This is a genomic window from Pedobacter sp. Bi126, from assembly GCF_918698245.1.
Taxonomy (GTDB): Bacteria; Bacteroidota; Bacteroidia; order Sphingobacteriales; family Sphingobacteriaceae; genus Pedobacter.
The window spans coordinates 722,487-748,298 of sequence record NZ_CAKKMS010000001.1 but is presented as its reverse complement, the minus strand read 5'-3'; the positions used below and the strand labels follow the sequence as shown (position 1 = coordinate 748,298).

At 37.7% G+C, this 25,812-nt stretch carries 27 protein-coding genes; 15 read left to right on the top strand and 12 right to left on the bottom strand.

From position 1 onward, the window contains the following. Positions 1–56: 56 nt before the first annotated feature. On the bottom strand, positions 57–1,073 hold the full coding sequence (locus tag LQ201_RS02750; protein ID WP_230143659.1) for an acyl-CoA reductase: 1,017 nt from the start codon (positions 1,071–1,073) through the stop codon (positions 57–59). 78 nt (positions 1,074–1,151) lie between these two features. Between LQ201_RS02750 and LQ201_RS02745 the strand changes: the two genes are divergently transcribed. Then, entirely contained in the window at positions 1,152–1,502 is a 351-nt protein-coding gene (locus LQ201_RS02745; protein ID WP_025143125.1) for a 4Fe-4S dicluster domain-containing protein, read from the top strand. 165 nt (positions 1,503–1,667) lie between these two features. Here the strand turns inward: LQ201_RS02745 and LQ201_RS02740 are convergent, their stop codons facing one another. Further along, positions 1,668–2,120: a universal stress protein gene (locus tag LQ201_RS02740; protein ID WP_108200692.1), complete on the bottom strand. Its 453-nt coding sequence runs from the start codon at positions 2,118–2,120 to the stop codon at positions 1,668–1,670. 110 nt (positions 2,121–2,230) lie between these two features. Between LQ201_RS02740 and LQ201_RS02735 the strand changes: the two genes are divergently transcribed. From LQ201_RS02735 to LQ201_RS02725, 3 genes are read left to right on the top strand one after another with little or no spacing between them, the layout of a single operon-like run. Next, positions 2,231–3,016, top strand: a complete 786-nt coding sequence (locus tag LQ201_RS02735) for a C40 family peptidase (RefSeq protein WP_230143661.1) — start codon at positions 2,231–2,233, stop codon at positions 3,014–3,016. Positions 3,017–3,055: 39 nt separating this feature from the next. Continuing rightward, the gene (locus LQ201_RS02730; protein WP_230146594.1) at positions 3,056–3,817 is read left to right on the top strand and encodes a hypothetical protein; all 762 of its coding nucleotides are present in this window, start codon (positions 3,056–3,058) and stop codon (positions 3,815–3,817) included. A gap of 17 nt (positions 3,818–3,834) precedes the next feature. After that, a complete protein-coding gene (locus LQ201_RS02725) occupies positions 3,835–4,593 on the top strand; it encodes a carboxypeptidase-like regulatory domain-containing protein (RefSeq protein ID WP_230143665.1) in 759 nt (252 codons plus the stop codon). 56 nt (positions 4,594–4,649) lie between these two features. Here the strand turns inward: LQ201_RS02725 and LQ201_RS02720 are convergent, their stop codons facing one another. The 10 genes from LQ201_RS02720 to hisG all read right to left on the bottom strand — a co-directional run bounded on the left by LQ201_RS02720 (position 4,650) and on the right by hisG (position 13,632). After that, on the bottom strand, positions 4,650–5,546 hold the full coding sequence (locus LQ201_RS02720; RefSeq protein ID WP_230143667.1) for a WD40 repeat domain-containing protein: 897 nt from the start codon (positions 5,544–5,546) through the stop codon (positions 4,650–4,652). An 81-nt stretch (positions 5,547–5,627) separates the two neighbouring features. Continuing rightward, positions 5,628–6,230 carry a bifunctional phosphoribosyl-AMP cyclohydrolase/phosphoribosyl-ATP diphosphatase HisIE gene (hisIE, locus tag LQ201_RS02715; protein ID WP_230143669.1) on the bottom strand — a complete coding sequence of 201 codons (603 nt, stop codon included), beginning with the start codon at positions 6,228–6,230 and terminating at the stop codon, positions 5,628–5,630. Next, positions 6,227–6,502 carry a hypothetical protein gene (locus LQ201_RS02710; protein WP_230143671.1) on the bottom strand — a complete coding sequence of 92 codons (276 nt, stop codon included), beginning with the start codon at positions 6,500–6,502 and terminating at the stop codon, positions 6,227–6,229. The genes hisIE and LQ201_RS02710 overlap by 4 nt, the downstream gene beginning before the upstream one ends. Positions 6,503–6,511: 9 nt before the next feature. After that, complete coding sequence (gene hisF / locus LQ201_RS02705; RefSeq protein ID WP_230143673.1) at positions 6,512–7,267, bottom strand: imidazole glycerol phosphate synthase subunit HisF; 756 nt, start codon at positions 7,265–7,267, stop codon at positions 6,512–6,514. 309 nt (positions 7,268–7,576) lie between these two features. Then, the gene (locus tag LQ201_RS02700; RefSeq protein ID WP_230143675.1) at positions 7,577–8,326 is read right to left on the bottom strand and encodes a HisA/HisF-related TIM barrel protein; all 750 of its coding nucleotides are present in this window, start codon (positions 8,324–8,326) and stop codon (positions 7,577–7,579) included. 1 nt (position 8,327) lies between these two features. Then, positions 8,328–8,960: an imidazole glycerol phosphate synthase subunit HisH gene (gene hisH / locus LQ201_RS02695; protein WP_230143677.1), complete on the bottom strand. Its 633-nt coding sequence runs from the start codon at positions 8,958–8,960 to the stop codon at positions 8,328–8,330. Positions 8,961–9,153: 193 nt separating this feature from the next. Then, positions 9,154–10,287, bottom strand: a complete 1,134-nt coding sequence (gene hisB, locus LQ201_RS02690; RefSeq protein WP_230143679.1) for a bifunctional histidinol-phosphatase/imidazoleglycerol-phosphate dehydratase HisB — start codon at positions 10,285–10,287, stop codon at positions 9,154–9,156. A gap of 1 nt (position 10,288) precedes the next feature. After that, a complete protein-coding gene (gene hisC / locus LQ201_RS02685; protein WP_108200683.1) occupies positions 10,289–11,329 on the bottom strand; it encodes a histidinol-phosphate transaminase in 1,041 nt (346 codons plus the stop codon). Positions 11,330–11,408: 79 nt separating this feature from the next. After that, a complete protein-coding gene (gene hisD / locus LQ201_RS02680) occupies positions 11,409–12,731 on the bottom strand; it encodes a histidinol dehydrogenase (RefSeq protein WP_230143681.1) in 1,323 nt (440 codons plus the stop codon). A 49-nt stretch (positions 12,732–12,780) separates the two neighbouring features. Beyond that, a complete protein-coding gene (gene hisG / locus LQ201_RS02675) occupies positions 12,781–13,632 on the bottom strand; it encodes an ATP phosphoribosyltransferase (RefSeq protein WP_230143683.1) in 852 nt (283 codons plus the stop codon). 274 nt (positions 13,633–13,906) lie between these two features. Here hisG and LQ201_RS02670 point away from each other — a divergent pair, with 274 nt between their 5' ends. The 11 genes from LQ201_RS02670 (at position 13,907) to LQ201_RS02620 (ending at position 25,779) form a co-directional block, all read left to right on the top strand. Continuing rightward, the gene (locus tag LQ201_RS02670) at positions 13,907–15,469 is read left to right on the top strand and encodes a L,D-transpeptidase family protein (protein WP_230146593.1); all 1,563 of its coding nucleotides are present in this window, start codon (positions 13,907–13,909) and stop codon (positions 15,467–15,469) included. Between the two features lie 72 nt (positions 15,470–15,541). Then, positions 15,542–16,234: an NUDIX domain-containing protein gene (locus LQ201_RS02665; RefSeq protein WP_230143687.1), complete on the top strand. Its 693-nt coding sequence runs from the start codon at positions 15,542–15,544 to the stop codon at positions 16,232–16,234. Between the two features lie 68 nt (positions 16,235–16,302). Continuing rightward, positions 16,303–17,145: a ribose-phosphate diphosphokinase gene (gene prs / locus LQ201_RS02660; protein WP_230143689.1), complete on the top strand. Its 843-nt coding sequence runs from the start codon at positions 16,303–16,305 to the stop codon at positions 17,143–17,145. A gap of 27 nt (positions 17,146–17,172) precedes the next feature. After that, positions 17,173–18,669 (top strand): ADP-ribosylglycohydrolase family protein, encoded by a 1,497-nt coding sequence (locus LQ201_RS02655; protein WP_230143690.1) that lies wholly within the window; start codon positions 17,173–17,175, stop codon positions 18,667–18,669. A 16-nt stretch (positions 18,670–18,685) separates the two neighbouring features. Continuing rightward, complete coding sequence (locus LQ201_RS02650) at positions 18,686–19,195, top strand: O-acetyl-ADP-ribose deacetylase (protein ID WP_230143692.1); 510 nt, start codon at positions 18,686–18,688, stop codon at positions 19,193–19,195. 13 nt (positions 19,196–19,208) lie between these two features. Next, positions 19,209–19,751, top strand: coding sequence for an RNA 2'-phosphotransferase (locus LQ201_RS02645; protein ID WP_230143694.1), 543 nt, complete (start codon positions 19,209–19,211; stop codon positions 19,749–19,751). Between the two features lies 1 nt (position 19,752). Then, complete coding sequence (locus LQ201_RS02640; protein ID WP_230143696.1) at positions 19,753–20,487, top strand: metallophosphoesterase family protein; 735 nt, start codon at positions 19,753–19,755, stop codon at positions 20,485–20,487. A 17-nt stretch (positions 20,488–20,504) separates the two neighbouring features. Beyond that, positions 20,505–21,962 (top strand): nicotinate phosphoribosyltransferase, encoded by a 1,458-nt coding sequence (locus LQ201_RS02635; protein ID WP_230143698.1) that lies wholly within the window; start codon positions 20,505–20,507, stop codon positions 21,960–21,962. A 59-nt stretch (positions 21,963–22,021) separates the two neighbouring features. Next, the gene (locus LQ201_RS02630) at positions 22,022–22,426 is read left to right on the top strand and encodes a hypothetical protein (protein WP_230143700.1); all 405 of its coding nucleotides are present in this window, start codon (positions 22,022–22,024) and stop codon (positions 22,424–22,426) included. 60 nt (positions 22,427–22,486) lie between these two features. Next, positions 22,487–24,526: a BatA domain-containing protein gene (locus LQ201_RS02625; protein WP_230143702.1), complete on the top strand. Its 2,040-nt coding sequence runs from the start codon at positions 22,487–22,489 to the stop codon at positions 24,524–24,526. Continuing rightward, positions 24,523–25,779 (top strand): dihydroorotase, encoded by a 1,257-nt coding sequence (locus LQ201_RS02620; RefSeq protein ID WP_230143704.1) that lies wholly within the window; start codon positions 24,523–24,525, stop codon positions 25,777–25,779. The genes LQ201_RS02625 and LQ201_RS02620 overlap by 4 nt, the downstream gene beginning before the upstream one ends. Positions 25,780–25,812: the final 33 nt, after the last annotated feature.

Below are 25,812 nucleotides of genomic sequence, written 5' to 3'. Positions count from 1 at the left end.
ATATTAAATAAATTTAAAATCTAAACGCCATCAATGGGCAAAGTCACTCACCAATATTAATTTAACCCATTCAAAAACTCAATGGTATTTACATTATCTGCATAGTCCCAAAGTTTGGGGTGCTGGCTTTGGCCAAAACCGAAAGTGTTTAAACTTAAAGGCGATTTGCTAATCACACATTGAATGTTTTCTGATTGGTTTTTCAGTTTATCTTCAAGCGCTTGCAGTTGCTCGTATTCTTCATAAAAAAGAACAGCCAAAGGCGATGTCAGGCGCTCATCTTCTTTTAATAACAAGAAACCATTGTCGAAGTGTTTAGCAGCATTAACCAGATAGATAGATTTATTGTAATCGTAATTGTTATTGTATTTAAAATGATTGATAATAGGTTGAAAACTTTCTACGCCTTCGTAAAAATTTGCAATATCATATCCTTTTGGAAAATAAATTTTAGATACATTTCTACAACCTAAGCCAAAATAATCGAAAATATCGGCACCTAGCTTCTGGATATCCTCGAAACTTTCAGAACCATCTAAAACTGCAACACTGTTCCTGTTTTTTCTAATAATGTTAGGCACTTTACTGAAATAATAGTCGAAATAGCGAGATGAATTGTTGCTTCCGGTTGCAATAACAGCATCAAAATCTTTTAAGCGCTCTACATATTCTATTTTATCCTCAAAAGCAGGTTCTATTTTAACGAGTTCTGCAATTACGGCTTTAATTAATTTATCATCAGCCGAAGAAAGTTTGATTAAAGCAATATTACCAGTGGCTAATACACTTAAAACATCGTGTAAACCCACCAATGGGATATTCCCTGCCAGGATTAAACCCACCTTTTTTGGAGTGGTACTAAACTTAACCGATTTGAACCAAATGGCCAAATCACCCTCATTTAACATCTCAGCAAAAGATAAAATCGATTTTTTTATGTTTTCTGCAGTAAACCATGCATTAGTGCTTTCAGCGGTATAAAATGCATTTCCTAGTATGTCAGTAGGGTTTGTAAGCAATTTACCTAGTTTGTTGAACGCGATTATTACTTTTTCTTGAGTTAATGCTGACATATTTAGAATTATTATTAAGTGATTATATCTTATATTTGCAGCGCAAAGGTAAACTAAGCAAAAGAATTAGACGAAAACATGGCGATTAAAATAACAGATGAGTGTATAAATTGTGGGGCTTGCGAACCAGAATGTCCTAATAACGCAATTTACGATGCCGGTACTGCATGGCGTTTTTCTGATGGTACAAATTTAAATGGTATCATTGATTTTGGTAATCAACAAATTGAAGCTGATGCAGCTCAAGAAGCAGTTTCGGATGAAGTTTATTACATTGTGTCCGATAAGTGTACAGAGTGTAAGGGGTTTCATGATGAGCCTCAATGTGCGGCAGTTTGCCCGGTTGATTGTTGCGTAGATGACGAAGACATCCGCGAAACCGAAGAAGAATTATTAGCGAAGAAAGCTTGGTTACACCAAGAAGGATAAGCCTTTATTAGATATTTACAAAAAAGTCCCGCTTAAAGTGGGACTTTTTTTTTGGCTGTTTGTAGTTGCCAATGAAGTAATGAGTAGTAAACCCAGTTTTCTGTATTCCGTTTTCAGTTAAGAGTTTGCAATTACCAATGAACTAATGGCTATTGAACCAATGAACTAATCTACATCACATTTATTAGGAATAATCAAAACCGGACAAGCAGATTTTCTCGCCACGTGTTCTGCAACGCTGCCCATTAAAAAATGGTACAAGCCCGTACGTCCATAGGTACCAATAACAATTAAATCAGATCCCCACTCGTCTGATTGTTGGATAATACCATGCGCTGCGGTATCAACAACACTTAAATAAGTAGTTTTTGCACCTTTGCTATATTTCGTCTCCATTTCTTTGAGCAAAATATGGCTGTTTTCTTCGCTATTGTCATATGTTTCTAAAAATACTGGTGCCAAAGTTAAATCGGGATTTACGTTGGCCGGAATAGGCTCGATAATGTTAACCAATGCTACTTCTGCTCCAAATTTTTCAGCCATGTCGTAACCGGCTTTTGCCGCTTTTTCTGAGCAGGTACTGTTATCAACGGCAATTAATATTTTTTTAAAATTCATGGCGAGCATATTTAAAGGGTGATCATCATAAAAATAACAAATTTGTGTGTAAAATGTTAGGCAATGGATGTATTTTATTAGTTTTACAATAGTTTCACGAGCATATTTAAATGGAAAATCAATACGGTATTTGTAGGGTTGCTGTAGCGTCCTTAAGAGCTGATGCATCAGATAAAGCAGAAATTGTTTCGCAACTTTTATTCGGCGATCATGTAGAAATTATTCAGAAGGAGGGACGTTGGTGGCTTATTCAAAATGGCTATGATGGTTATGAAGGCTGGATGGATTTCAGACAATTGGCCCCGATTACCCAAAGCCAGTTTGCAGAAATGCACGATTGTAAACTGCTTGCCCCATTAAGTTTCAGTAATGTGCTAACAGCAGCCGATGGAAGTTCATATCATTTAAGTCCGGCAAGCAACCTTCCTTTTTTAAAAGATGGATTTTGTTATGCCGGCGAGGAAAAATTTAAACTGAATTTCGAAGCTTACGACAATAGTGCTGTGGATTTTGTTGGTAAAGTTACCGAAACGGCAATGTTTTTTCAAAATATCCCGTACTTATGGGGTGGAAGGAATTTGTTTGGCTTGGATTGCTCTGGTTTTGTACAAACCGTATTTAAAATGTTAGGCATTAAGTTAAACCGCGATGCCTCACAACAGGCCGAACAGGGTGAACTGGTTGGTTTTTTAGCTGAATGCAAGGCTGGTGACGTTGCTTTTTTTGATAACGACGAGGGCAGAATTACTCACGTAGGTATTATGCTCAGTCCAAATGAAATTATCCATTCCTCAGCCAAAGTAAAAATTGATCCGATTGATGATCAAGGGATTTTTAATAAGGAATTGGGTAAATATTCGCACAAGCTGAGAATTATTAAACGTTTTGTGGAATAGTAGCAGAAAATGTATCATAATATAAAAGATACATTTTTTATGCCATCTAAATTTAAAATTCAAATCTCAAATCCTTGCCATGCAGCGTGGGAAGGGATGGAACCGCAGACAAATGGAAAATTTTGTGGCTCCTGTCAAAAATTGGTTGTAGATTTTACTCATTTTACTGATGCAGCGCTAAAACAGTGGTTTAACCAAAATCAAGTGGTGAGTTGTGGAAGATTTAAGCCAGAGCAGCTTGATCGTTATATAGGTGGCAAAACCGCGACATTTTTCAAAATTTTTAAACCCAGTTTAATCGCAGCTTCAATTTTTGCATTTTTAAGTATTCCTAAATTCACTTATGCGAAATACGTAAGGCCATTGGAAACTGAATATAAAATCCAACAAAGCCAAGTTTTGGATGATGTAAAAGGAGAATATACCTTTATAATGGGAAGAGTGTATGATCAGGATGGAATTGGCTTAAATCATATAAACATCGAATTAAAAGATCAAAATATTTATGCTGAAACGGCCGCCGATGGCTCATTCTATATTAAAATTAAAAAACCAAAAAACAGGACTATCGCCGAATTGATTTTTACTTCAAACGCATTTGAGACTAAAAAGAGTTTATTTCTTTTAGGAGAGGAAAAAGAGATCTCTATTATTTTACAACATGCAATGCAGATGGATTTTACAAACAAGATAGTTGTTGATAAGCTAAGCGAACAATTGGTTGGAAGACTTGGTGGTATCTCGATAAAAACAACTGTAACCAGGCAAATTGTGAGCGGTGTTATAAATATCTTTAGATAATTTGTTAATTGAATTTTATGAGCACAAATTTTAAGATCCAGATTTCCAATCCTTGTCATGAGGAATGGAGCGAGATGATCGATAATAATACGGGAAAATTCTGCAATTCGTGTCAAAAATCAGTTGTTGATTTTACCAATTTCTCAGATCGCGAATTGCGTAGTTGGTTTACAGAGAATCAGGGCAAAAGTTGCGGTAAATTTAAGCCAGAGCAGCTCGATCGTTTAATCAGTGTGAAAGAGAATTATCGACTCAATAGATTTAAACCAAACCTGATTGCAGCATCTCTACTGGCTTTTTTGAGTGTTCCGAAGTTAAGTGACGCCAAAGTAGTCAAAACACCTTTTAATCAAACAGATCGATACCGCAAGAACACTCCTTTTGAAGAGAAAGCAGAAATTTTAGGCGATACCTTAAAGACAATAAAAGGCAGGGTGGTAGATAAAGATGACAAGCAGCCACTTCCTTCAGTATCTGTTATGGTAAACAACCGGGTGGCTTTTGCTTCTACCGATCAAAAAGGAAATTTTGAAATTAAATTACCTTCAGATTTTAATGCTAAGAACTGTACTTTAACTATAACTTACATTGGCTATAAGCGTTTGAATTCGTTGGTAGATTTAGCTGACAATAAAAACCTGAATCTTGAGCTATGTCTTAGCGATGAAATTATGGGAGATGTTGTTGTGACTAGAATGCCCTTCTGGAAAAAAGTATATTTTAAAATGAGAAATCAACTTCAAGATATCAATCCGTTTTATACGAATAAAAAATAGCTTAGCTGCGCTACAGGTCAGTGTGACGATAACACTCAACAAAAATAAATCTTAAATTATTCCATCTCCCAAACCATCACCTGCCGATCATCACCTGTAGAAATGAGGTATTTACCATCATGGCTCCATATAATTTTATTTATCGAATGGGTATGGCCCATGCCTGCTTTCTCTAAGCTTAAAATTTTATATAATTTGAAGTTCTCTGTATCCCAGAGTTTAATGCTTTTATCCTGACTGCTCGTAGCGAAATAAGGCAGGCTAGGGTGAAAGGCAATATCGTAAACAGTAAACATATGTGCCGGAACCGTTTCCCTAAGCTCATAATTTGGCAGATCCCATATTTTTAATTGCGCATCCCTGCTTCCCGAAATTAAGTATTTACCTGTTGGATGATATGCCAAAGAGGTAACAGGTAATGAATGCCCTTCCAGAGATTGTTTGAGGCTATAATCAGCCAGGTTATAAATCCTGATTAGGTGATCCTTGCAACCAAAGGCAACTTCACTTTCGTTAGGTGCAATTGCAATAGCCCTAACCGTATCGTAAGCTACCTGAAAACGGTAAATCTCTGTAAACTCTACTAACGACCAAACCGCAACCGTTCCGTCCTCGCCCGTAGTTAAAAGCTCATTTTTGCCTTTTACCGTTTGTATATTGAAAATGGGTTTGGTATGTGCATTGATCCTTGCAATTACTTTCTGATCATTAAAATCATAAACGCTAAACGCACCACTGCGTTCACCGATAAATAGTTGTTGATTGTAATAGTGTAAACAATATACCGAGCTCTGTACCGGCATTTTAACCTTTACAAAAGCCATCGTATTTAACGACCATTCTACAACGCCCTTATCGTTTCCTGCACTAAAAAATATACCATCCTCATCCGAATTGGCGAGCGCATAAACAGGGTTTTGGTGTCCGGGAAGGGTTTGTAGGTGTTTGAGCATTTCTTGAGTTTTATGGTTTAGGGTTTAGTGTGTAGGGTTAGGCATATAGCACCTTAAACCTTACGCCTTTTACCTCAAACCTTATTGATGTCTTTTCTCTAAATTCTTCGCTATATCCTGAATCGATAAACCTTTTTCTTTCAATAAAAACAATAGGTGAAAAACAAGATCCGATGCTTCTCCAATGAGTTCTTCTTCCGATTCGGCAAGTGCTGCGATTACCGTTTCTACACCTTCTTCACCAACTTTTTGAGCAATCTTATTTAATCCCTTGCTACGCATTTTGTTGATGTAAGAACCCTCAACCGGGTTTTCATATCGATCATTAATGATGTTTTCGAGTTCGAAAATAAAGTTTTGGTTAAAATCTGTTTTAAAACAGCTACGGCTACCGGTATGGCAGGTTGGGCCAACGGCATCCGCTTTGATTAGAATGGTGTCGTTATCACAGTCTACAAAAAGTTCTTTAACAAACAAAAAGTTATTGCTGGTTTCACCTTTTGTCCAAAGGCGGTTTTTTGAGCGCGAAAAGAAAGTTACCTTGCCTTCGGCCTGCGTTTTCTCGAGTGCTTCAGCATTCATATAACCCAGCATTAAAACCTCTAAAGTTTTATAATCCTGAATGATTACTGGAAGTAAGCCAGCTGTTTTATCCCAATCAAGGGTTGATATATCGATTGTCATTTAATTGTATTGTTATTTGCAGAGTGATGATGTTGTAAAATTAACTGCAGTATTATTTCTAAGTCAGATTTGTTAATATTTCCTATTGCTTCTATATCTGGGCCATAATTTAAATCGTATTTTAGGTTAAATCTTTCTCCTTTAAATCTGCAAAGGATAAGGTTTGCTTCAGGAATAAAAGCTTCTTTTTCTACTACAATCTCACATACAGCATCCATTTTATTTAATGCATCTAAAATTTCTGAATATGTTAAATTGTACAAATTCATCATTGATCGCAATTAGATCCTTACTGGAATACGATTTCTTTTTAATTCTTGTTTTAGATCAGGGATTAAAATTTCGCCATAATGAAATACCGAAGCTGCCAGTGCGGCATCAACATTGGCCTTTTGAAAAACCTCGGTAAAATGCGCCATACTACCCGCTCCGCCTGATGCTATAATCGGGATATTGATCATTTGGTTTACTTTACTGAGCAACCCGCAATCAAAACCTGCTTTGGTGCCATCGTGGTCCATCGAAGTTAACAAAATCTCTCCTGCACCTAAATCTTCTGCCTGTTTAATCCAGTTTTCGGTTTCCAGTTCGGTAATTAGTCTCCCTCCATTTAAGTGGACCATATTTTTACCGTTTACATATTTGGTGTCGACTGCCAAAACCACAAACTGCACTCCAAAGGTTTTAGCCAGATCTTCAATTAGCTTTGGATTTCGGACAGCTGCAGAATTGATGCTGATTTTATCTGCCCCTGCATTTAATAACGCTTCCGCATCCGCAATTTCTGTTATTCCACCACCAATGGTAAAAGGAATATTTAATTGACGAGCAACTGATTTAACCATTTCAATCATCGTTTTACGACGCTCGTGAGTAGCCGTAATATCAAGGAAAACCAATTCATCGGCACCTTGTTGTGCGTATTGAGCGGCCAGTTCAACAGGGTCACCCGCATCACGTAAATCAACAAAGTTTACACCTTTTACCGTCCGACCGTCTTTAACGTCTAAACAAGGAATTATTCTTTTACTTAACATTTGTTTGGGGTTTCGTCATTGCGAGGTACGAAGCAATCCTACAACGATAGCTAAAGCATGAAGATTGCTTCGTACCTCGCAATGACGAGTATTATAAAATTTATCTTTTTACTAAACCTATTATCGTTAAAACAATTCCAATTAGAAAAGTCGGGATGCATAATAATAAGGAATATTCACCTGTAACGGACATTAATTCCGTGAAGTCACCTCTGTATGCAAACATATGAACTCCCCATATAAACATTGCAATTCCGGCTATGAGTATGATTAATCCAACGAAAAATAATGTTTTAGATTCCAAGTATTTTAAATTGAGCTCAACGCTTTCAAATTCCACTCTTTAATTTCTTCGATGGTAATGCGGTCTTCGTAGATCGCTTTTCCAACCACTACACTTCTAATTGGATATTTAGCCAGATCATAAATATCCTGCATCGAACTTACACCACCTGAAGCAATCAGTTTGATCATAGGCGAGTGTTCAAGCAGTTTTTGGTATAAATCGATTGCTGCGCCACCTAATTTCCCATCTTTGCTGATATCGGTACATAAGAAACGGAAAAAGCCCAGTGAAAGACATTTGTCAACGTAATCCATCAGTTTAATCGGCGAGCTTTCCATCCAGCCAGAATATTTAATTACCTCATCCAAAACGTCGATTGCAATTACTATGCGGTTAGCGTAATCGTCTTTTTTAGCAAAAGCTTCACTTAGTTGAGGTAAAAAATCAGGATTGGTAATGGCCTGTGTACCTACAATTACACGATGGATGCCGGCATCAAGCAAATTGGTCACCTGCTCAATGGTCCTGATGCCACCACCGTACTGCACTTTCATTTCGGTTTTTTTGATGATCTCGAAAAGTGCTTTTTGATTGCCAAAATCGCCTTTGGCTCCATTTAAATCAATAATATGGATGAAATCTGTACCATTTGAACGGTATTTTTCTATCATTTCGGGGATAGAAACGTCATATTCCGTTTTTTGGTTGTAATCGCCTTCACGAAGACGGACAACTTTTCCATCCAAAATATCAATAGCAGGTATTATGTACATTTTATAAGCTTAAGTTTGAAAAATTTTTTAATACTAGTTCGCCGGCTTTTCCCGATTTTTCGGGGTGAAATTGAACGCCGTAAAAATTATCTTTTTGCACTGCTGCCGAAAACTTTAAACCATAATCAGCAGATGCGATGTCAAAAGTAGGGTTATATTCAATAAAGTACGAATGCACAAAGTAAAATTGTGTATTATCTTCAACACCTTCAAATAGCGAATTGTTTTTCGGACTAACCGCATTCCATCCCATGTGTGGTATTTTGATATTCAGCGACTTATCAAATTTTTTGGTTTTAACGGGAACGATATTTAAAAGCGCTGCATCGCCCTCTTCCGAATGTTCTGTTATGAGCTGCATGCCCACACAGATGCCAAGCACAGGTTTTGTTAGTTTTTTAATGGCTTCAACCAAGCCCGTTCCCTTTAATTTTTCCATGGCGGCACCCGCATGGCCAACACCAGGAATGATGATGTGGCTATATTTTTCAAGGTCGTTTTCGGTGTTTACCATGCCGTAAGCCACATTTAAGCGATCTAAAGCTGCGGTAAGGGAGAAGATGTTGCCTGCTCCGTAATTTACTATTCCAACCCCTAAATCCCCTGAAGGGGACTTCGAATTTTTATCGTTCATACAATTTGCATTATATTTTTTTTCTTGTTTTGAAAATGAAAGTCAGTTTTTCATGGAGGCTGTAGTCCCGCTATCGCTTATAGTCCGCTCCCGATGAAGAATCGGGATGCGGGCTATTCCGCTCTATCGGGTTTATTAACAGCGGATGGCCGTCAAAACCCTCCGCCTTAAACCTTTCAGCCTTTCACCGTTCTTACAATAGCCCCTTAGTACTCGGCAATACCATTTTCTCTGCATCACGTTTAATTGCCATTTTAATGGCTTTGGCAAATGCTTTAAAAATAGCTTCAATTTTATGGTGCTCGTTATCACCTTCTGCTTTAACGTTTAAATTGCATTTTGCAGCATCACTGAACGATTTAAAGAAATGGTAAAACATCTCCGTTGGCATATCGCCAACTTTTTCGCGTTTAAACTCAGCATCCCAAACAATCCAGTTTCTTCCCCCAAAATCGATGGCTACCTGTGCCAGGCAATCGTCCATTGGTAAGCAAAAACCATACCTTTCAATGCCTAGTTTATTGCCTAATCCTTTGGCAAAGGCTTCTCCAAGGGCAATTCCGGTATCTTCTATGGTGTGGTGCTCATCAATATGTAAATCGCCTTTAGCAATTACCTCTAAATCTACACTTCCATGTCGGGCAATCTGATCAAGCATATGATCGAAGAAGTTCAAGCCTGTTTCGATTTTGGCTTTTCCTGTTCCGTCAAGGTCAAGGTTAATGGTAATGTCAGTTTCGTTGGTTTTGCGCTCATGGTGAATTTTTCTGCTTCCTGCTTTAAGCAAGTTATAGATATCTTCCCATTTCTTGGTTTCCAGAATAATCACATCCAACAAAGTTTCGTGTTTGTCAAGTGCTTCAGTCGACCCCAATGCATCATTCTGGCGAAGAAATATCGCCTTAGCACCCAAATTTTTGGCTAAAACCACATCATTTAATCGGTCTCCGATCACGAAAGAATTTTTCAGATCGTAATCTTCGCTAAAATATTTGGTTAATAAAGCAGTACCAGGTTTGCGGGTAGGTGCATTGTCTTTCGCAAAAGTTCTATCAATTACAACCTCGCTAAAATGAACGCCTTCGCCTTCAAAAGTATCCAACATAAAATTGTGGATCGGCCAGAAATTTTCTTCAGAATTTGAAGGCGTTCCCAAGCCATCCTGATTGGTAACCATCACCAACTCGTAATCCAGTTCGGCAGCAATTTTAGATAAATAATATAATGAGCGTGGATAAAATTTAAGCTTTGCAAAACTATCTACCTGTTCGTCATCAGGCTCAATATTTAATGTCCCATCACGGTCTATAAACAATACTTTTTTCATCTTAAAAATTTTCTAGAACAGTTAATAGTTTGTCGTTTTCTTCTTTTGTACCTACTGTAATCCTTAAACATCCTTCGCACAAAGTTACTTTAGAACGGTCGCGTACAATGATACCCTGATCAACCAAAGTATCGTAAATTTTTAAGGCATCGGTAACTTCCGTCAGGATAAAATTAGCATCAGAAGGATAGACTTTTTTAACAATATTTAATGCATTTAACGCCTTGCTTAAACGGTCTCTTTCTGCCACAGATTCTTTAATCCAATCGTTCACCTGGGCGATGTTTTTTAGTGCTTCAAAAGCTAAGTCCTGCGTAGCCTGATTGATGTTATAAGGTGGCTTAATTTTGTTTAAAACATCGATCACTTTTGTCGAAGAAAAAGCCATGCCTAAACGTAAAGCGGCAAGCCCCCAAGCTTTCGAAAAAGTTTGTAGAACCACCAGGTTTCCGTATTCGGTTAGCTCCTGAATAAAGGTCTTCTGACGGGCGTAATTAATGTACGCTTCATCAACTACAACGATGCCATTAAAATTGGCTAAAATTGTTTCAATATCTTCGCGATTTATCGAATTTCCAGTCGGATTATTTGGCGAACAAATGAAGATTAATTTTGTGTTTTTATCGATCGTTTCTGCGATCTTTTCCATATCCAATTGGAAGTTCGGAAGTAGGCTAACTTTGCGTATTTCTACATCGTTTATGTTGGCCGAAACCTCGTACATTCCATAGGTTGGTGGCAGCACAATTACGTTGTCTTTTCCAGGATTACAAAAAGCACGGAACAATAAATCTATCGCTTCATCGCTGCCGTTACCTAAAAAAGTATTCTCGATTGGCACACCTTTTATTTTACTGATTGCATCTTTCAGATCAAGCTGCAATGGATCAGGATAACGGTTGTAATTTGCCGGAAGTGGCGAACCATAACTGTTTTCATTTGCATCTAAAAAAACTGATGCCTGACCTTTAAATTCATCCCTAGCGGTAGAGTAGGGGCGAAGGTTTTTTATATTTTCTCTTACTAAATCGTTAATGTCCATTTTAATGGTTTGTTGGTTTCCTGCGGTTTGATTGCACAGATTAAGTGATTACACTGATTGTTTTTCCCTTAGTTTTATTTTATGCCGTTTCATCTTCGGACTTTGGACTTCCGACCTCGGACTCAAAGTTCAATCTAATACTTACTGCGTTCTTATGCGCATGTAATCCCTCGGCTTCTGCAAGGATTTCAACCGTATTGCCAATGTTATTTAATCCATCAGCCGATAAATGCTGAAAAGTGATCTTTTTCAGAAAAGCATCAGTTGATACGCCCGAATAAGCCTTAGCAAAACCACTGGTTGGTAAAGTATGATTCGTTCCAGAGGCATAATCGCCAACACTTTCTGGTGTAAAGTTGCCTAAAAACACCGATCCAGCGTTGATAATCGATGGAATAAGGCTTTGGAAATGTTCGGTAGCCAATATTAGGTGCTCTGGTGCATATTCATTTGAAAATTGCATTGCCTCATCCAGGTTTTTAGCAAAAATTGCATAAGAATTGGCTATCGCTTTAGCCGCTATCTCCTTTCGTGGGAGGATATTAAGCTGATTTTCAATTTCTTTTAACGTATCAGCAATGATCTGATTTGAAGTAGCCACTAAAATGGCTTGACTATCAGTTCCGTGTTCCGCCTGCGCGAGTAGATCTGCAGCAATAAATGACGGATTGGCAGTCTCATCAGCAATAACCAATACCTCTGATGGTCCTGCAGGCATATCAATGGCGACTTTGTTTTGAACCATTGTTTTTGCTGTAGTTACATAACGGTTACCAGGACCATAAATCTTATATACCTGTGGTACGCTTTCCGTTCCGAAAGCCATTGCTGCAACAGCTTGTGCGCCCCCAATCAGGAATATTTTTTCGATGCCCAGCAGCACCGCACAGTAGGCCAGATAACAATTGGTTTTGCCATCACTTTGCGGAGGAGAACACACTACAATTTCTTTGCAACCTGCGATGATCGCAGGAGTGGCAAGCATTAAAAAAGTACTCGGTAAAACGGCTGTTCCTCCTGGGATATAAAGTCCCACTTTTTCAATTGCCCTCGATTCGCGCCAGCACACAACACCTGGCATCGTTTCGATTTTATCTTCAGTTTTTAACTGCGACTGGTGAAATGTTTTGATGTTTTGGTAAGCTGTATCAATCGCTTTTTTTGCTTCTGCGGGAATGGTAGATGCAATCGCTTTTAATTCGTCAGTACCCAAAAACAGCTTCTCTAAATCAACTTTATCAAATGCTTTTGCAAAGTTAAAAAGTGCTTGGTCGCCATCTTTTTTTACGGTGCTAATGATGTCGGCTACCCGTTCTTCAACCAGTTTATCGTCTTCAATCTGCCTCGAACAAAGTTCTTCAATTTTTGATTTAGATAAATCTGTATAATTGTAGATTTTCAATGTTTTATAATTTTAAATTAACTAATAGTTAATATGAATTTAAACGATTTTACTTGATTATTTTCTCGATTGGCATTACCAAAATACCTTCAGCACCTGCTGCTTTTAAACTGTTTATTTTATCCCAGAAATCTTCTTCGGCAATTACAGAGTGAACGGCTACCCAGTTCGGTTCGAAGAGTGGAACTACTGTTGGGCTTTTAACACCGGGAAGTAAATCGACTACTTTTTGAAGGTTATCTTTTGATACATTTAGTACCACGTATTTGTTAGATTTTGCGCTAAGTACAGAGCGGATACGTTGAAGCAATTCTGCAACTTCAGGATTATCAGCTATTGATTTATTTCCGATTAAAACGGCTTCAGATTGCATCACATCAGCGAAAGGTTTTAGTCCGTTGCTTTTTAGTGTTCCACCTGTTGATACGATATCAAAAATAGCATCACTTAAGCCTAAACCCGGACCAATTTCTACCGATCCTGAGATGGTTCTGATATCAGATTTTATGCCTTTTTTCTGTAAGAATTTTTCGAGGATTACCGGGTAAGAGGTAGCAATTGCTTTGCCATTTAACTCTTCCAGTTTTTGGATATTACTGGTGGCCTGAACGGCGATTTTTAAGGTGCATTTTCCGAAGCCTAATTTTTGAAGATAGTCTACTTCGGCTTTGGTTTCTACAATTACATTTTCTCCAACTATACCCAAATCGGCAATGCCATCCTGTACATATTCAGGAATATCATCATCCCGGAGGAAAAGAATTTCTAAAGGAAAATTGGTAACGGTTGAGATGAGTGAGCTTTTGTAGTTTTCGAAAGATAAACCACAGTTTTTGAGTATTTCTACAGATTTTTCGTTTAACCTACCCGACTTCTGGATAGCGATTTTAAGTGTTTTCAAAGTATTGAATATAGAGTGAACAAGAAATTATTTTACGGAAAAAAGTTTTGAAGTACAAAACAAACATATCATATCGCCTATCGGCGATGGTGTAAATGTAAGTGATGGTTCAAAGTTAAATTCATAAATTATTTCTGCCAGTATCAATGCTTTAGCTGATAAGCGCTGGCAAATATAGCGTTTGAAATGGTAAAACAAAAAATAATGGCACTTAATTTGCCATTATGCTGTTTTTATTGCCAATAACCCTTATTTTGTACTAAAATTTTACGTGTTGAAAAAGTTTCGCTTTCTAATTTTCCCCCTTATTTTGTTTGTTTCTGCCTGTGGATGGTTTAAGAGCCCTCCAGAGATTGGTAAGGTGTTATCTGAACATTTTAAGAATAAAATTTATAAAGATTTCGATACTGTAGCTTATGATAGCATTTTTGTAAAGACTTTGGATAGTCTTTCAGACAAATTTGTAAATCCGAAAACAATTAAAGGTTATTATGCCGATAATCATCGCCAGCCTGTGCTCGTTACCCGATTTTATATTAATGGAAACTTAGATTCGCTGGTAAGCTATTTAAACGAAAGTAGGGTTCATGGCTTCAATCCGAAGATTTTTAAAGGGGATGAGATTAAAAGCTTATTAGATGAATTAACAGCAAACAAGTTTAAAAAGGTAGAAGAAAGTTATCCGGTTATAGCGAAACTAGAATTGCTATCGGCCAATGCCTATTTAAATTATACAAACTATTTAAAATTTGGGGTGGTAAATCCCCGCAATATATTTTCGCGCTACTACATTAAAGTTAAACGTCCGGACAGCGCTGGGATGATCAATCTTTTGAATGGTGTGAGCCTTTTTGATACACTCAGATCTGTTCAGCCAAAATCTGCTCAATATAAAGCTTTACAGGCTGCATATTTAAATACAGATGCTTACGATGAGAAACGGATTTTACTGCTAAATATGGAGCGCTTCCGTTGGAAAATGCCAGAGACTGGGGATAATTATGTGCAGGTAAATATCCCTGATTTTAGATTAACCTGGCTGGATAAACAAGATACCGTAATTACAATGAAAGTTTGCGTTGGCGGGAGGCGTGAAAACGGTTATGAAGAGAAGTTAAAAGCCTTTGCGAAATCGGGCAACCTGGATGATAAACCGAAGAACCATGAGACACCTTTATTGTTCAGTAAAATCAATTCCATTCAGGCCAATCCGATCTGGAATATTCCGGTCAGCATTGCCCAAAGTGAGATCTATTGGATGGCCAGAAAAGATCCATATTATTTATCGAACAGCAACATTAAAGTTTACTATAAAGACAAGCTAATTGGTGAGCCTGATACCATCAATTGGAATAGGTATTCGCGTGATAAATTACCCTTTAAATTTAAACAGGGATCTGGCGGTGGAAACGCTTTAGGAAAGTTTAAATTCATCTTCGATAATAGCTCGAGTATTTATCTGCACGATACCAACAACAAGAACGGGTTTAACCTCACCAACCGAGCTATAAGTCATGGCTGTGTACGCATTGAAAAGCCATTAGAATTTGCCGAACTCTTGGTTAAAGATTCTTACACTTATGATAAGCTTAGGGCAGAAGTAGATTTGCCACCGATAGATAGTACACATGTAAAATGGTATAAAAAACGTATGGCACAAAAGGCCGATACAACCAAAGCATTTCAATTAAAACCAGCTTGGTTTGCCCCAAAGAAAAATGTCCCATTAATTATTACCTACATTACTGCCTGGTCGCAAAATGATAAGATTGAATATAGACCTGACGTTTATGGTATGGACGAAAAACTTTGGGCTGCGATGAAGAAGTTCAGGTAGAATTTAATCGAGAGTATCGATCTTCTTGGTTAAAAACGATTAACTTTGTGTTGTTTTAACACAAATTAAAGGATGATCGATCAAAATATTAAAATTGCTGTTGATGCCATTGTTTTTGGCTACGAAAAGGGAACACTTTATGTGTTGGCTGTTCAGCAGCGATTTGGTAAACTGGCCGATAAATGGGTTTTGCCAGGTGGATTTATTTTAAACGACGAGCCTTTGCTTATGGCAGTTGAGCGAGAACTTAAAGAAGAGGCTGGTATAAACGTAAATTACCTCGAGCAACTGGGTACTTTTGGTGATGATGTCAATCGCGACGAACGCTTCAGGGTAATTTCTGTTGCTTATTTTGCCCTGGTTAATCCTAAAAATTTTGTATTAAAAGCCGATACCGATGCTAAGGATGCGAAATGGTTTCCTGTAACCGGGATTCCGCAATTGGGCTACGATCATAATGAAATGGTTAATCTCGCACATCAGCGTTTAAAAAGCAAACTCACTTACCAGCCGATCGGTTTTGATCTGTTAGATCAGGAATTCCTCTTTTCTGATCTTGAAAATCTGTACTGCTCCATTTTAGAAAGAGACATAGACCGACGAAACTTCAGAAAAAAAATTCTAAGTTTTGGAATTGTTACAGAAACCGATAAAGTGGTTAAAATTGGTGCTAGCGGCAGGCCAGGCAAACTTTTTACCTTCGATAAGGCAAAATATAACCAGCTTTTGAAAGAAAATTTCCAATTTGATATTAGGTTTGCGTAAAATAAACACAAATTATCCTTTGCATTCTAAAAATGATTTTTATATTTGTGTAAATAATACGCAAATATATGTTGAATCTTAATCCAAGTTTTACTCCGCTAGGCGAAAATAACTTAATCGAATACAAATCTTTCTTATTTGCGGGTGGCGAACCACACATTAAAATTTCGACCAATTTTGATGTTGCTGCTCCGGTTACCATTACGCAAAGAATAAATTCCTTCAATGATTTAGGTATGATCTGTATTACGGTTGATGCCTTGAGAAGAATGGGTGTAAAAGAAATCGAACTTTTTATACCATATTTTCCTGCTGCAAGGCAAGATCGGGTAATGATTCCTGGTGAGCCTTTATCGGTGAAAGTTTATGCCGATATCATTAATACCATGGCATTGGCAAGTGTTACCGTTTTTGATCCGCATAGCGAAGTAACACCAGCCTTGCTCAACAACTGTGTGACAGTTTCCAATCACGAATTTATAAAACAGGTAATTGCAAACATTGGAACTGATGTAAAACTCATATCCCCTGACGGTGGAGCTTTAAAGAAAATTTATAAAGTATCTGAGTTTTTAGGTGGTGCAGAAGTGGTGGAGTGTTCAAAAAGCCGGGATGTAAAAACAGGTAAACTTTCAGGATTTAAAGTATATGCCGAAGATTTAGCTGGTGCTGATTGTTTAATTGTGGATGATATCTGTGACGGTGGTGGTACATTTATTGGCTTGGCAGAAGCACTAAAGGCTAAAAATGCTGGAAAACTTTATTTAGCGATTAGTCATGGCATATTTAGCAAAGGTTTTGACGAGTTGGGCAAATATTTCGAACAGATCTTTACTACCGATTCGATCAAGGAAGTTGATCATGAAGGGGTAACACAGATAAAACTGGCTGATATTTTAAATAAACGATAGTTTATTGCAATTTAAAATCTAAAACAAATGAAAACCACAGTTATCCATAGTTCAATATTCGGCCTGGTGGTTGGCGATGCACTGGGAGTGCCCGTAGAATTTAAGAAAAGGGATTTTTTGAAAAGATTTCCGGTAAAGGATATGCAGGCGTATGGTGTTCATAATCAGCCGTCAGGTACATGGAGTGATGATAGCTCTCTTACGTTTTGTTTAGCCGAAAGCCTGTGTAGCGGCTATAATTTAGATAATATTGCTCAGAAATTTCTTCAATGGTTTAATGCCGAGATTTGGACCCCTCATGGAAAGGTTTTCGACATCGGTATAGCAACAGCTGAAGCCATTAAAATGATAAAACATGGTGCTGATCCGGTTTTATGTGGTGGAGCATCAGAAATGGATAATGGAAATGGATCTTTAATGAGAATTCTACCTCTGTTATTTTATCTTCAAGATAAAAACGACTTGCAGCATGTTTTTCAGCTGGTAAAAGAAGTTTCATCCATTACCCATGCGCACTTTCGGTCGGTTTTTGCTTGCTTTATCCATATCGTTTATGGCTTGGAGCTTTTAAAGGAAAAGGATAAAAGTGAAGCGTATCTTAAAATGCAGATTAAACTCAAAAAATTTATCGCTGATAATGATTTTGAACAAAAGGAAATTGAATTATTTAAAAGGGTTTTGATAAATGATATCTCTACGGTTCCGGAGAGCGAGATTTATTCTTCTGGTTATGTGTTGCACAGTCTCGAAGCTAGCTTATGGTGTATCCTCAGTACCGAAACTTATGAGGATGCCGTTCTAAAAGCAGTTAATCTTGGTGATGATACTGATACAACTGGGGCAATTACAGGTGGTTTGGCAGGTTTAATTTATGGTTTTGAATCTATTCCTGAAAAATGGCTTAATACAATTGTTAAAAATAATGAAATTGAAGAACTCTGCGAAAAAATGAATGCGGTGTTTATGAAAAAGCAGAAATATAATGTTGCAGATATAAAAGAAAGTAATGAATTTCTATTTTTTTGGGGACATCAGGCTCCGAAAAATGGAACGCTTTCTAAAGCTTGTTTAAGCCAATGGTGGCCATCTCCTTTTATTGAAAATGACATCATCTATCAAACAGCTGAACATTATATGATGGCAAAAAAGGCTTTATTGTTTAATGATCAACAGGTTTTCGAAAAAATATTAGCGAAAAAATCTCCCAAAGATGTAAAAGACCTAGGGCGACAGATCAGAAACTTTGATACAACAAAGTGGGATGCTCATAAATATGAAATTGTAAAACAGGGAAACTTGCTTAAGTTTTCTCAAAATGAAGATTTGAAATCTTTCCTTCTACAAACCAAAAGTAAAATCTTGGTTGAAGCCAGTCCGGTTGATGCAATTTGGGGGATTGGTTTGCCAGAAGATAATTCAAATGCGATCATTCCCAGAAATTGGAAAGGTTTAAACCTATTAGGTTTTGCATTGATGGAAGTTAGGGATGAGCTACCCGATCTTAATGTTAAGACCAATCATTAAGTAACGAATTTGAAAAATGATTTTAGAACTAATCAAAGCCGATATAACAGAAGTTAAAGCCGATGCAATCGTTAATGCAGCAAACAGTTCTTTGCTTGGTGGCGGAGGGGTAGATGGTGCCATTCATAGAAAAGGTGGTAAAGCCATTTTAGAAGCTTGCGTAGCCATCAGGAATAAACAAGGGAATTGCAAAACCGGAAATGCGGTAATTACCACGGCAGGGAATTTACCAGCAAAATATGTGATCCATACGGTTGGACCTGTATGGAATGGTGATAGTGAAGAAAAAAATGTTTTGCTTGCAGATTGCTACCGTAACAGTTTAACCTTAGCGGTTGAAAATGATGTTAAGATTATAGCATTTCCCAACATCAGCACAGGGATTTATCACTTCCCTAAAGATAAAGCAGCAGATATTGCCATTGCCACGGTAAATAATTTTGCTGAAAAAGAAAAGATAGAGAAGGTAATCTTCGTTTGTTTCGACGATGAAAATTATCAGCTCTACAAAGAGAAATTAGGGTAATAACATTGAAGTCATGGACAATAAAATAACAAAAGGCATAAGTAAACTACTCAGCTATATTTTAAGACATTCGCCAGAAACCATAGGCTTAGAACTTGACGAAAACGGTTGGGCAGATGTAAATGAACTGATTGCCAAATTCGACCTCTATGATAAGAGAATAGATTTTGAAAAGCTCGAATTCATCGTTGAAAACAACGACAAAAAGAGGTTTGCTTTCAATGATGATAAAACTAAAATAAGGGCAAGCCAGGGGCATTCCATTTCAATAGAGCTAAACCTTGATGAAGCAGAACCACTAGAATATCTCTATCATGGTACAGTTGAAAAGTTCCTGTTGGATATTAAATCGCAGGGATTGCAAAAGATGAGCAGACAGCATGTGCATTTAAGTGCCGATAGAGAAACGGCCAATAAAGTAGGTGGCAGGAGAGGAAAGCCGATTATCCTTACCATTAATAGTGGAGAGATGCACAGGGCAGGCTATAAATTTTATTTATCAGCTAACAATGTGTGGCTTACAGATGTTGTGCCAGCTGAATATATAACGTTTTAATATGGGCAGAACATTAGTAATAGGTGATATACACGGGGGATTAAAAGGTTTAGTTCAGCTATTCGAGCGTGCAGAAGTAACAAAAGATGACAAACTGATTTTTCTTGGCGACTATGTGGATGGATGGAGTGAATCGGCACAGGTAATCAATTACCTGATGCAATTGGAAGAAAACCAGCAATGTGTTTTTATCAAAGGAAATCACGATGCCTGGTGTATCGATTGGTTAGAAAAAGGTATTGTAGACGATGTTTGGTTTGTTCACGGTGGTAAATTAACCATCGAAAGTTATAAAAATATAGCTGATCAAGTAAGGCAAAAGCATCTAAATTTCTTTGAACGCATGAAAGATTACTACGTGGATGAGCATAACAACCTCTTTATCCACGCCGGTTTTTCTTCCATGCACGGCCCCGAAAAAGAACGTTATTCTTCCAATTATTCATGGGATAGAACACTTTGGGAAATGGCCCTAACTATGGATAACAGAATTAAAAAAGATTCAGCAATTTACCCGAAACGTTTATTACTCTACAATGAAATTTATATTGGCCACACCCCAACGCTTTACTACAATATTGATGTACCCATGCAAGGCTGTAATGTTTGGAATATCGATACAGGTGCTGCATTTACCGGAAAATTAACCTGTTTGAATATCGAAACCAAAGATTTTTGGCAAAGCGATACTTTGCAAAGCCTGTATCCAAACGAAAAAGGAAGAAATAACACTTAACTATAAATATAAAAACGATGAACCCATTATTATTAACCGACGGATACAAAGTAGATCACCGCAGGCAATACCCAGAAAATACTACATTGGTTTATTCTAACTGGACGCCAAGAAAAAGCAGGCTAGAAAACGTAAATCATGTGGTGCTTTTTGGCTTGCAGTATTTTATCAAAAAATACATCATTGAAGATTTTAACCAGAATTTCTTTAAACAGCCAAAAGAAGAAATTTTAAAGAAATACGCGCGCAGGATCAATAATTACCTGGGAGAAAATTTGGTAGGCATACAGCATATAGCTGATTTACACGATCTGGGTTATATTCCAATGGTTTTTAAATCACTACCAGAAGGTGCTGAAGTGCCTTTGCGTGTACCCATGTTTACCATGTACAATACAAAGCCTGAATTTTTCTGGTTGACCAATTATTTCGAAACCTTACTATCAGCCGTGGTGTGGTTGCCATGCAATTCTGCTACCATAGCTAAACAATACCGCACCATTTTGGATCAGTATGCCGCAGAAACCTCTTCAGTTTCAGAATTTGTAGATTGGCAGGGGCACGATTTTTCTATGCGGGGTATGGGTGGAATAGAAGCTGCGGTAACTTCGGCAGCCGGGCATTTATTAAGTTTTACAGGAACAGATACCATTCCAGCCATCGATTTCTTAGAAGAATATTACAATGCAGATTCAGATAAAGAGTTAATCGGTGGGTCAGTAGCTGCTACAGAACACTCCGTAATGTGCATGGGGACCAATACTGGAGAACTCGAAACCTTTAAACGTTTGATTTTAGAAGTTTACCCGAAAGGAATTGTATCTATCGTTTCTGATACCTGGGATTTATGGAAAGTGCTGACCGAATACCTACCTGTTTTAAAAGAAGATATTATCGCCCGCCCAGGTAAAGTGGTAATTAGGCCAGATTCGGGAGATCCGGTTGATATTATCTGCGGAAATCCAAATGGCAAAAACGAAAATGAGAAAAAGGGTGTAATCGAGCTGCTTTGGGATGTTTTCGGTGGAAGAACCAACAACAAAGGGTTTAAAGAACTGGTACCACAGATTGGTGCTATTTATGGAGATAGCATTACTACCGAAAGGGCTACACAAATCTGTGAGCGGCTAAAAGCTAAAGGTTTTGCCTCTACCAATGTTGTTTTTGGCATCGGTTCATTCACCTATCAATATAATACACGCGATACTTTTGGTTTTGCGATGAAAGCCACTTATGGAGAAGTAGACGGCATTGGTCGTGAAATATTTAAAGATCCAATTACTGATGATGGAACCAAGAAATCAGCAAAGGGTTTATTGCAGATTTTTAAAAATGCAGAAGGCGAATACGAGCTGAAAGATCAATGCAGCTGGGAAGAAGAAGCAAAGGGCGAATTGAAAGAAGTTTTCAGAGATGGAAAGTTATTGATTGATTATTCTCTCACCGAAATTAGAGAAAGGCTAAAGAATAGTTAACTTTGCCAAGTTTTTAATCGACTGGCCATGGCCGGTCGATTAATTTTTTGAAAGATACAATGCAGAACAATCCCACATTTAACCATCAGGCTGATATCGTAAATAGTGCCATTAGATTTATAAACGCCTGGTTTAAACAATCGAAGGCCATTACAAACGAACTGAATGATTTTTTTATTCTCCCAGGTAATAAAGTTATTGGTAAGGATGTTATTATTGGTCGGTTAAAAGGTGTTTTCGGTCGGTCTGATGAATATGTTGGTGGCAGATACGATATTATCGATGTTAATTTCGAGCTTTTGAACGATGATAAGGGTATGGGCTTTGTTGAAGGCGTTGCAGGTTATAGAGATGTTGTTCAAAAACAGTCGAAAATTGTAAGCGGACCTTTTAAACTGTATTTCGCATTGCATAACGGTGGCTGGAAAATTGTAAATATCGAATTTCCGGGTTTCAGTTATTAAAACGACTTTATTACAATAGTAATTCGCCACTTTCCATAATTTTTCTATCTTTGGTTTTTAATGAATTTCCTTTATCCGGGCTTTCTTTTCGCACTAATATCGGTTGCCATCCCGGTTATCATTCATTTATTCAATTTCAGGAAGTTTAAGAAGGTTTATTTTTCTAATGTTCAGCTTTTAAAAGAAGTAGAACAACAAAATTCTTCCAAAGAAAAACTTAAAAACCTGCTTATTCTGTTGTCGCGGATTTTGGCAATCATCTTTTTGGTGCTGGCATTTGCCCAGCCTTATATTCCGGCGAACAATCAAAAAACTACTGCTTTAAACAATGTAGTGAGCATTTATATCGATAATTCTTACAGCATGGAAGCCATTAATAAAGATGGTAACCTGCTTGATGAAGCCAAGCGGAGGGCAAAAGAACTGGTAAAAGGTTTTGGAATGAACGATCGTTTTCAACTGTTGACCAATAATTTTGAAGGAAAACACCAACGATTGTTAAACGAGGAAGCGTTTTTAAAAGCATTGGATGATGTTAAAATCTCGGCAGCAAACCGTAATCTCCAACAGATACTCAACCGGCAGGGGAATGTTTTAACGGGTTCCGCAAATAAGTATAGCTTTCTGATTTCCGATTTTCAAAAAAATATCTCCACCACCAATAAACTCGATACAAAAGCAGATATTCAATATTCATTTTTGAAACTGAATGCCAATACGCTTCCGAATGTTGCCATAGATAGCGTTTGGGCACTTTCGCCAAATCATCAGCCGGGAGCAAATGAGCGTTTGGTTGTACAGTTGAAAAATTACTCAGAGGAGGAAGCAAAGAACATTCCTCTAAAACTTAGCATCAACAACCAACAAAAGGGATTGGGTGCCGTAACCATTCCTGCAGGTAAAACGGTTAAAGATACCCTGAATTTCTCTGGACTGAACGCAGGATGGCAAAAAGGTATAATCACTATTAAAGATTTTCCGGTAACCTTTGATGATACACTTTCCTTTAGCTTTAAGGTAGACGAAAGTTTTCCTGTTCTGAGTATTAATGGAGCCAATACGGGCAATTACATTAAAGCACTGTTTGCTGCCGATCGTTATTATCAACTCACCGAGAATGCCGAAAGCAATGTGAATTATAGCAATTTTGCCAGTTACGGCCTGATTGTGCTGAACGGTTTGAAAAATCCATCAACAGGATTGGCACAACAACTAAAAACCTACCTGAATGCAGGTGGTACGGTGGTGCTTTTTCCTGATTTAGATGCCAATATTCAAACTTATAACTCATTTTTAAGCGGATTGTCGCTTCCTGCCATTCAAACGTTAAATACTACCGCCTCTAAGGTTGACCAGATTGATCTGCAAAACCCCATTTTCAAGACTGTTTTTGAGGAAATTCCCAAAAATCTAGATCTTCCAACAGCTTCCCGTTATTATTCTTTCGTAGAGAAAAATACCTCTAATAAAGAAGATATTATGTTATTGCCTGGCAGAAAACCTTTTTTCTCTAAGTATGGCGTAGGTAACGGGCAGGTGTATTTATCTGCTTCAGGGCTTAATACAAGTGACGGGAATTTAGCCCATCATCCGGTGTTCGTGCCGCTGATTTATCGTTTGGCATTGAGTGGAGGGAATGAAACGCCTTTATATTACAACCTCGGTAATGATAATGCCTTGGCGGGTAAAAAGATTACGCTAGGTAAAAACCAAAGCTTAAAAATTACTGCTGATGGTTTTGAGGCAATTCCTGAAATCCGTCAGGCAAATGGGAAAACGCTGATTTACATTGCCGATCAGATAAAAAATGCAGGCTTTTATAACCTGAAACTTGCAGATTCGCTACTTGCTGTTTATAGTTTCAACAATGGCAGAACAGAATCTGATATGCATTATTTAGACAAAACAGCACTCAATCAGTTGGCTGACAAAGGCAATATGAAAATATTCGATACCGATAAAGATGCCGTTAAATTAATTGCCGGCACTAATAAAATCGGGCAGACTTTATGGAAACTTTGTCTAATTTTGTCGCTGATTTTTATTGCAGCAGAAATTTTGCTCATCCGATTTTTTAACAACACAAAAAAAACAATATGAATCTCCTGGTTAAAAATGTAGCCATTGCCGATCCGCAAAGTAAATTCAATAATCAACAATGCGATGTCCGGGTAGAAAATGGCAAAATTAAAAACATAGGTAAATTAACTGCCGATAAAAACGAAACTGTTTTTGATGCTCAGGGTGCTTTCTTAACGCCGGGTTTTTTCGATCTAAACTGTGTAGCTGGCGATCCGGGTTTCGAAACCAAGGAAGATATTCAAACATTAACAGCAACGGCAAAAGCTGGAGGTTTTACAGGCTTAGCTTTATTGCCGCAAACCAGTCCGGTTGTGCAGTCAAAATCTCAGGTAGAATACATTATCAATAGGGCTAAAAACAATTTGGTTGATGTGTTGCCAGTTGGTGCGATAAGTCAGAACCGTGAGGCAAAAGAGCTTGCCGAACTGTTCGATATGCAGCAGGCAGGTGCGGTAGCTTTTTCAGATGGCGATAAAGCCTTACAAGACGATGGTTTTATGAGCCGTGCATTACAATATGCAAAAGGTTTCGATGCCCTATTAATGGTTTATCCCGAAAATAAATCCATAGCTGGCAAATCGCAGATTAACGAGAGCAAAAATTCTGTGCTGTTGGGCATGAAAGGTTTACCCGCATTGGCTGAAGAAATGCATATTGCCCGCGATATTTTTCTGGCATCTTATAATGAAACCAAAATTCACATTAGCAATATTTCAACTGCCGGGGCTGTGGCTTTGATTCGTAAAGCAAAAAAAGATGGCGTTCAGGTTTCGTGCGATGTAACCGCACATCACCTGGTGTTTACAGAAGACCTTTTAAGCGATTTTGACAGCAACTATAAGGTTAAGCCACCATTGCGTGGAAAAGCAGATGTAAAGGCGCTAATTGCTGGCTTAAAAGACGGAACCATTGATGCCATTACTTCTCAGCACCGTCCCGAAGAAATCGAATTTAAAAATGTAGAGTTCGAAATTGCGCACTACGGCATCATCGCTTTACAAACCGTGTTGCCACTATTATTAAAGGCTGGATTGGATATCGCTTTAATTGCAGAGAAATTGGCCATTAATCCACGTAAATTATTAAATTTAACTGTTCCGGTAATCGAAGAAGGTATTGAAGCCAACTTTACCATTTTTAATACGGCAGAAAAATGGTTATACAATGCTGCAAATAACCATTCAAAATCGGCAAACAGTCCATTATTGGGTGCCGAACTTACCGGAAAAGTAACTTTGGTTTATAATAATAATCAGTACTGGGAGAATTAAGGTTGAAGGCATGGGGTTCTTAACCATTTCTTA

Coding starts and splice junctions, on each gene's coding strand:
- LQ201_RS02700 (WP_230143675.1), bottom strand. CDS start 8,326: ATGTACATAATACCTGCTATTGATATTTTGGATGGAAAAGTTGTCCGT.
- LQ201_RS02740 (WP_108200692.1), bottom strand. CDS start 2,120: ATGAATTTTAAAAAAATATTAATTGCCGTTGATAACAGTACCTGCTCA.
- LQ201_RS02650 (WP_230143692.1), top strand. CDS start 18,686: ATGATTTTAGAACTAATCAAAGCCGATATAACAGAAGTTAAAGCCGAT.
- LQ201_RS02630 (WP_230143700.1), top strand. CDS start 22,022: ATGCAGAACAATCCCACATTTAACCATCAGGCTGATATCGTAAATAGT.
- LQ201_RS02645 (WP_230143694.1), top strand. CDS start 19,209: ATGGACAATAAAATAACAAAAGGCATAAGTAAACTACTCAGCTATATT.
- LQ201_RS02745 (WP_025143125.1), top strand. CDS start 1,152: ATGGCGATTAAAATAACAGATGAGTGTATAAATTGTGGGGCTTGCGAA.
- LQ201_RS02635 (WP_230143698.1), top strand. CDS start 20,505: ATGAACCCATTATTATTAACCGACGGATACAAAGTAGATCACCGCAGG.
- LQ201_RS02725 (WP_230143665.1), top strand. CDS start 3,835: ATGAGCACAAATTTTAAGATCCAGATTTCCAATCCTTGTCATGAGGAA.
- hisF (WP_230143673.1), bottom strand. CDS start 7,267: ATGTTAAGTAAAAGAATAATTCCTTGTTTAGACGTTAAAGACGGTCGG.
- hisIE (WP_230143669.1), bottom strand. CDS start 6,230: ATGACAATCGATATATCAACCCTTGATTGGGATAAAACAGCTGGCTTA.
- LQ201_RS02655 (WP_230143690.1), top strand. CDS start 17,173: ATGAAAACCACAGTTATCCATAGTTCAATATTCGGCCTGGTGGTTGGC.
- prs (WP_230143689.1), top strand. CDS start 16,303: ATGTTGAATCTTAATCCAAGTTTTACTCCGCTAGGCGAAAATAACTTA.
- LQ201_RS02730 (WP_230146594.1), top strand. CDS start 3,056: ATGCCATCTAAATTTAAAATTCAAATCTCAAATCCTTGCCATGCAGCG.
- LQ201_RS02625 (WP_230143702.1), top strand. CDS start 22,487: ATGAATTTCCTTTATCCGGGCTTTCTTTTCGCACTAATATCGGTTGCC.
- LQ201_RS02665 (WP_230143687.1), top strand. CDS start 15,542: ATGATCGATCAAAATATTAAAATTGCTGTTGATGCCATTGTTTTTGGC.
- LQ201_RS02750 (WP_230143659.1), bottom strand. CDS start 1,073: ATGTCAGCATTAACTCAAGAAAAAGTAATAATCGCGTTCAACAAACTA.
- hisC (WP_108200683.1), bottom strand. CDS start 11,329: ATGGACATTAACGATTTAGTAAGAGAAAATATAAAAAACCTTCGCCCC.
- LQ201_RS02735 (WP_230143661.1), top strand. CDS start 2,231: ATGGAAAATCAATACGGTATTTGTAGGGTTGCTGTAGCGTCCTTAAGA.
- LQ201_RS02720 (WP_230143667.1), bottom strand. CDS start 5,546: ATGCTCAAACACCTACAAACCCTTCCCGGACACCAAAACCCTGTTTAT.
- hisH (WP_230143677.1), bottom strand. CDS start 8,960: ATGAACGATAAAAATTCGAAGTCCCCTTCAGGGGATTTAGGGGTTGGA.
- LQ201_RS02640 (WP_230143696.1), top strand. CDS start 19,753: ATGGGCAGAACATTAGTAATAGGTGATATACACGGGGGATTAAAAGGT.
- LQ201_RS02710 (WP_230143671.1), bottom strand. CDS start 6,502: ATGATGAATTTGTACAATTTAACATATTCAGAAATTTTAGATGCATTA.
- hisB (WP_230143679.1), bottom strand. CDS start 10,287: ATGAAAAAAGTATTGTTTATAGACCGTGATGGGACATTAAATATTGAG.
- LQ201_RS02620 (WP_230143704.1), top strand. CDS start 24,523: ATGAATCTCCTGGTTAAAAATGTAGCCATTGCCGATCCGCAAAGTAAA.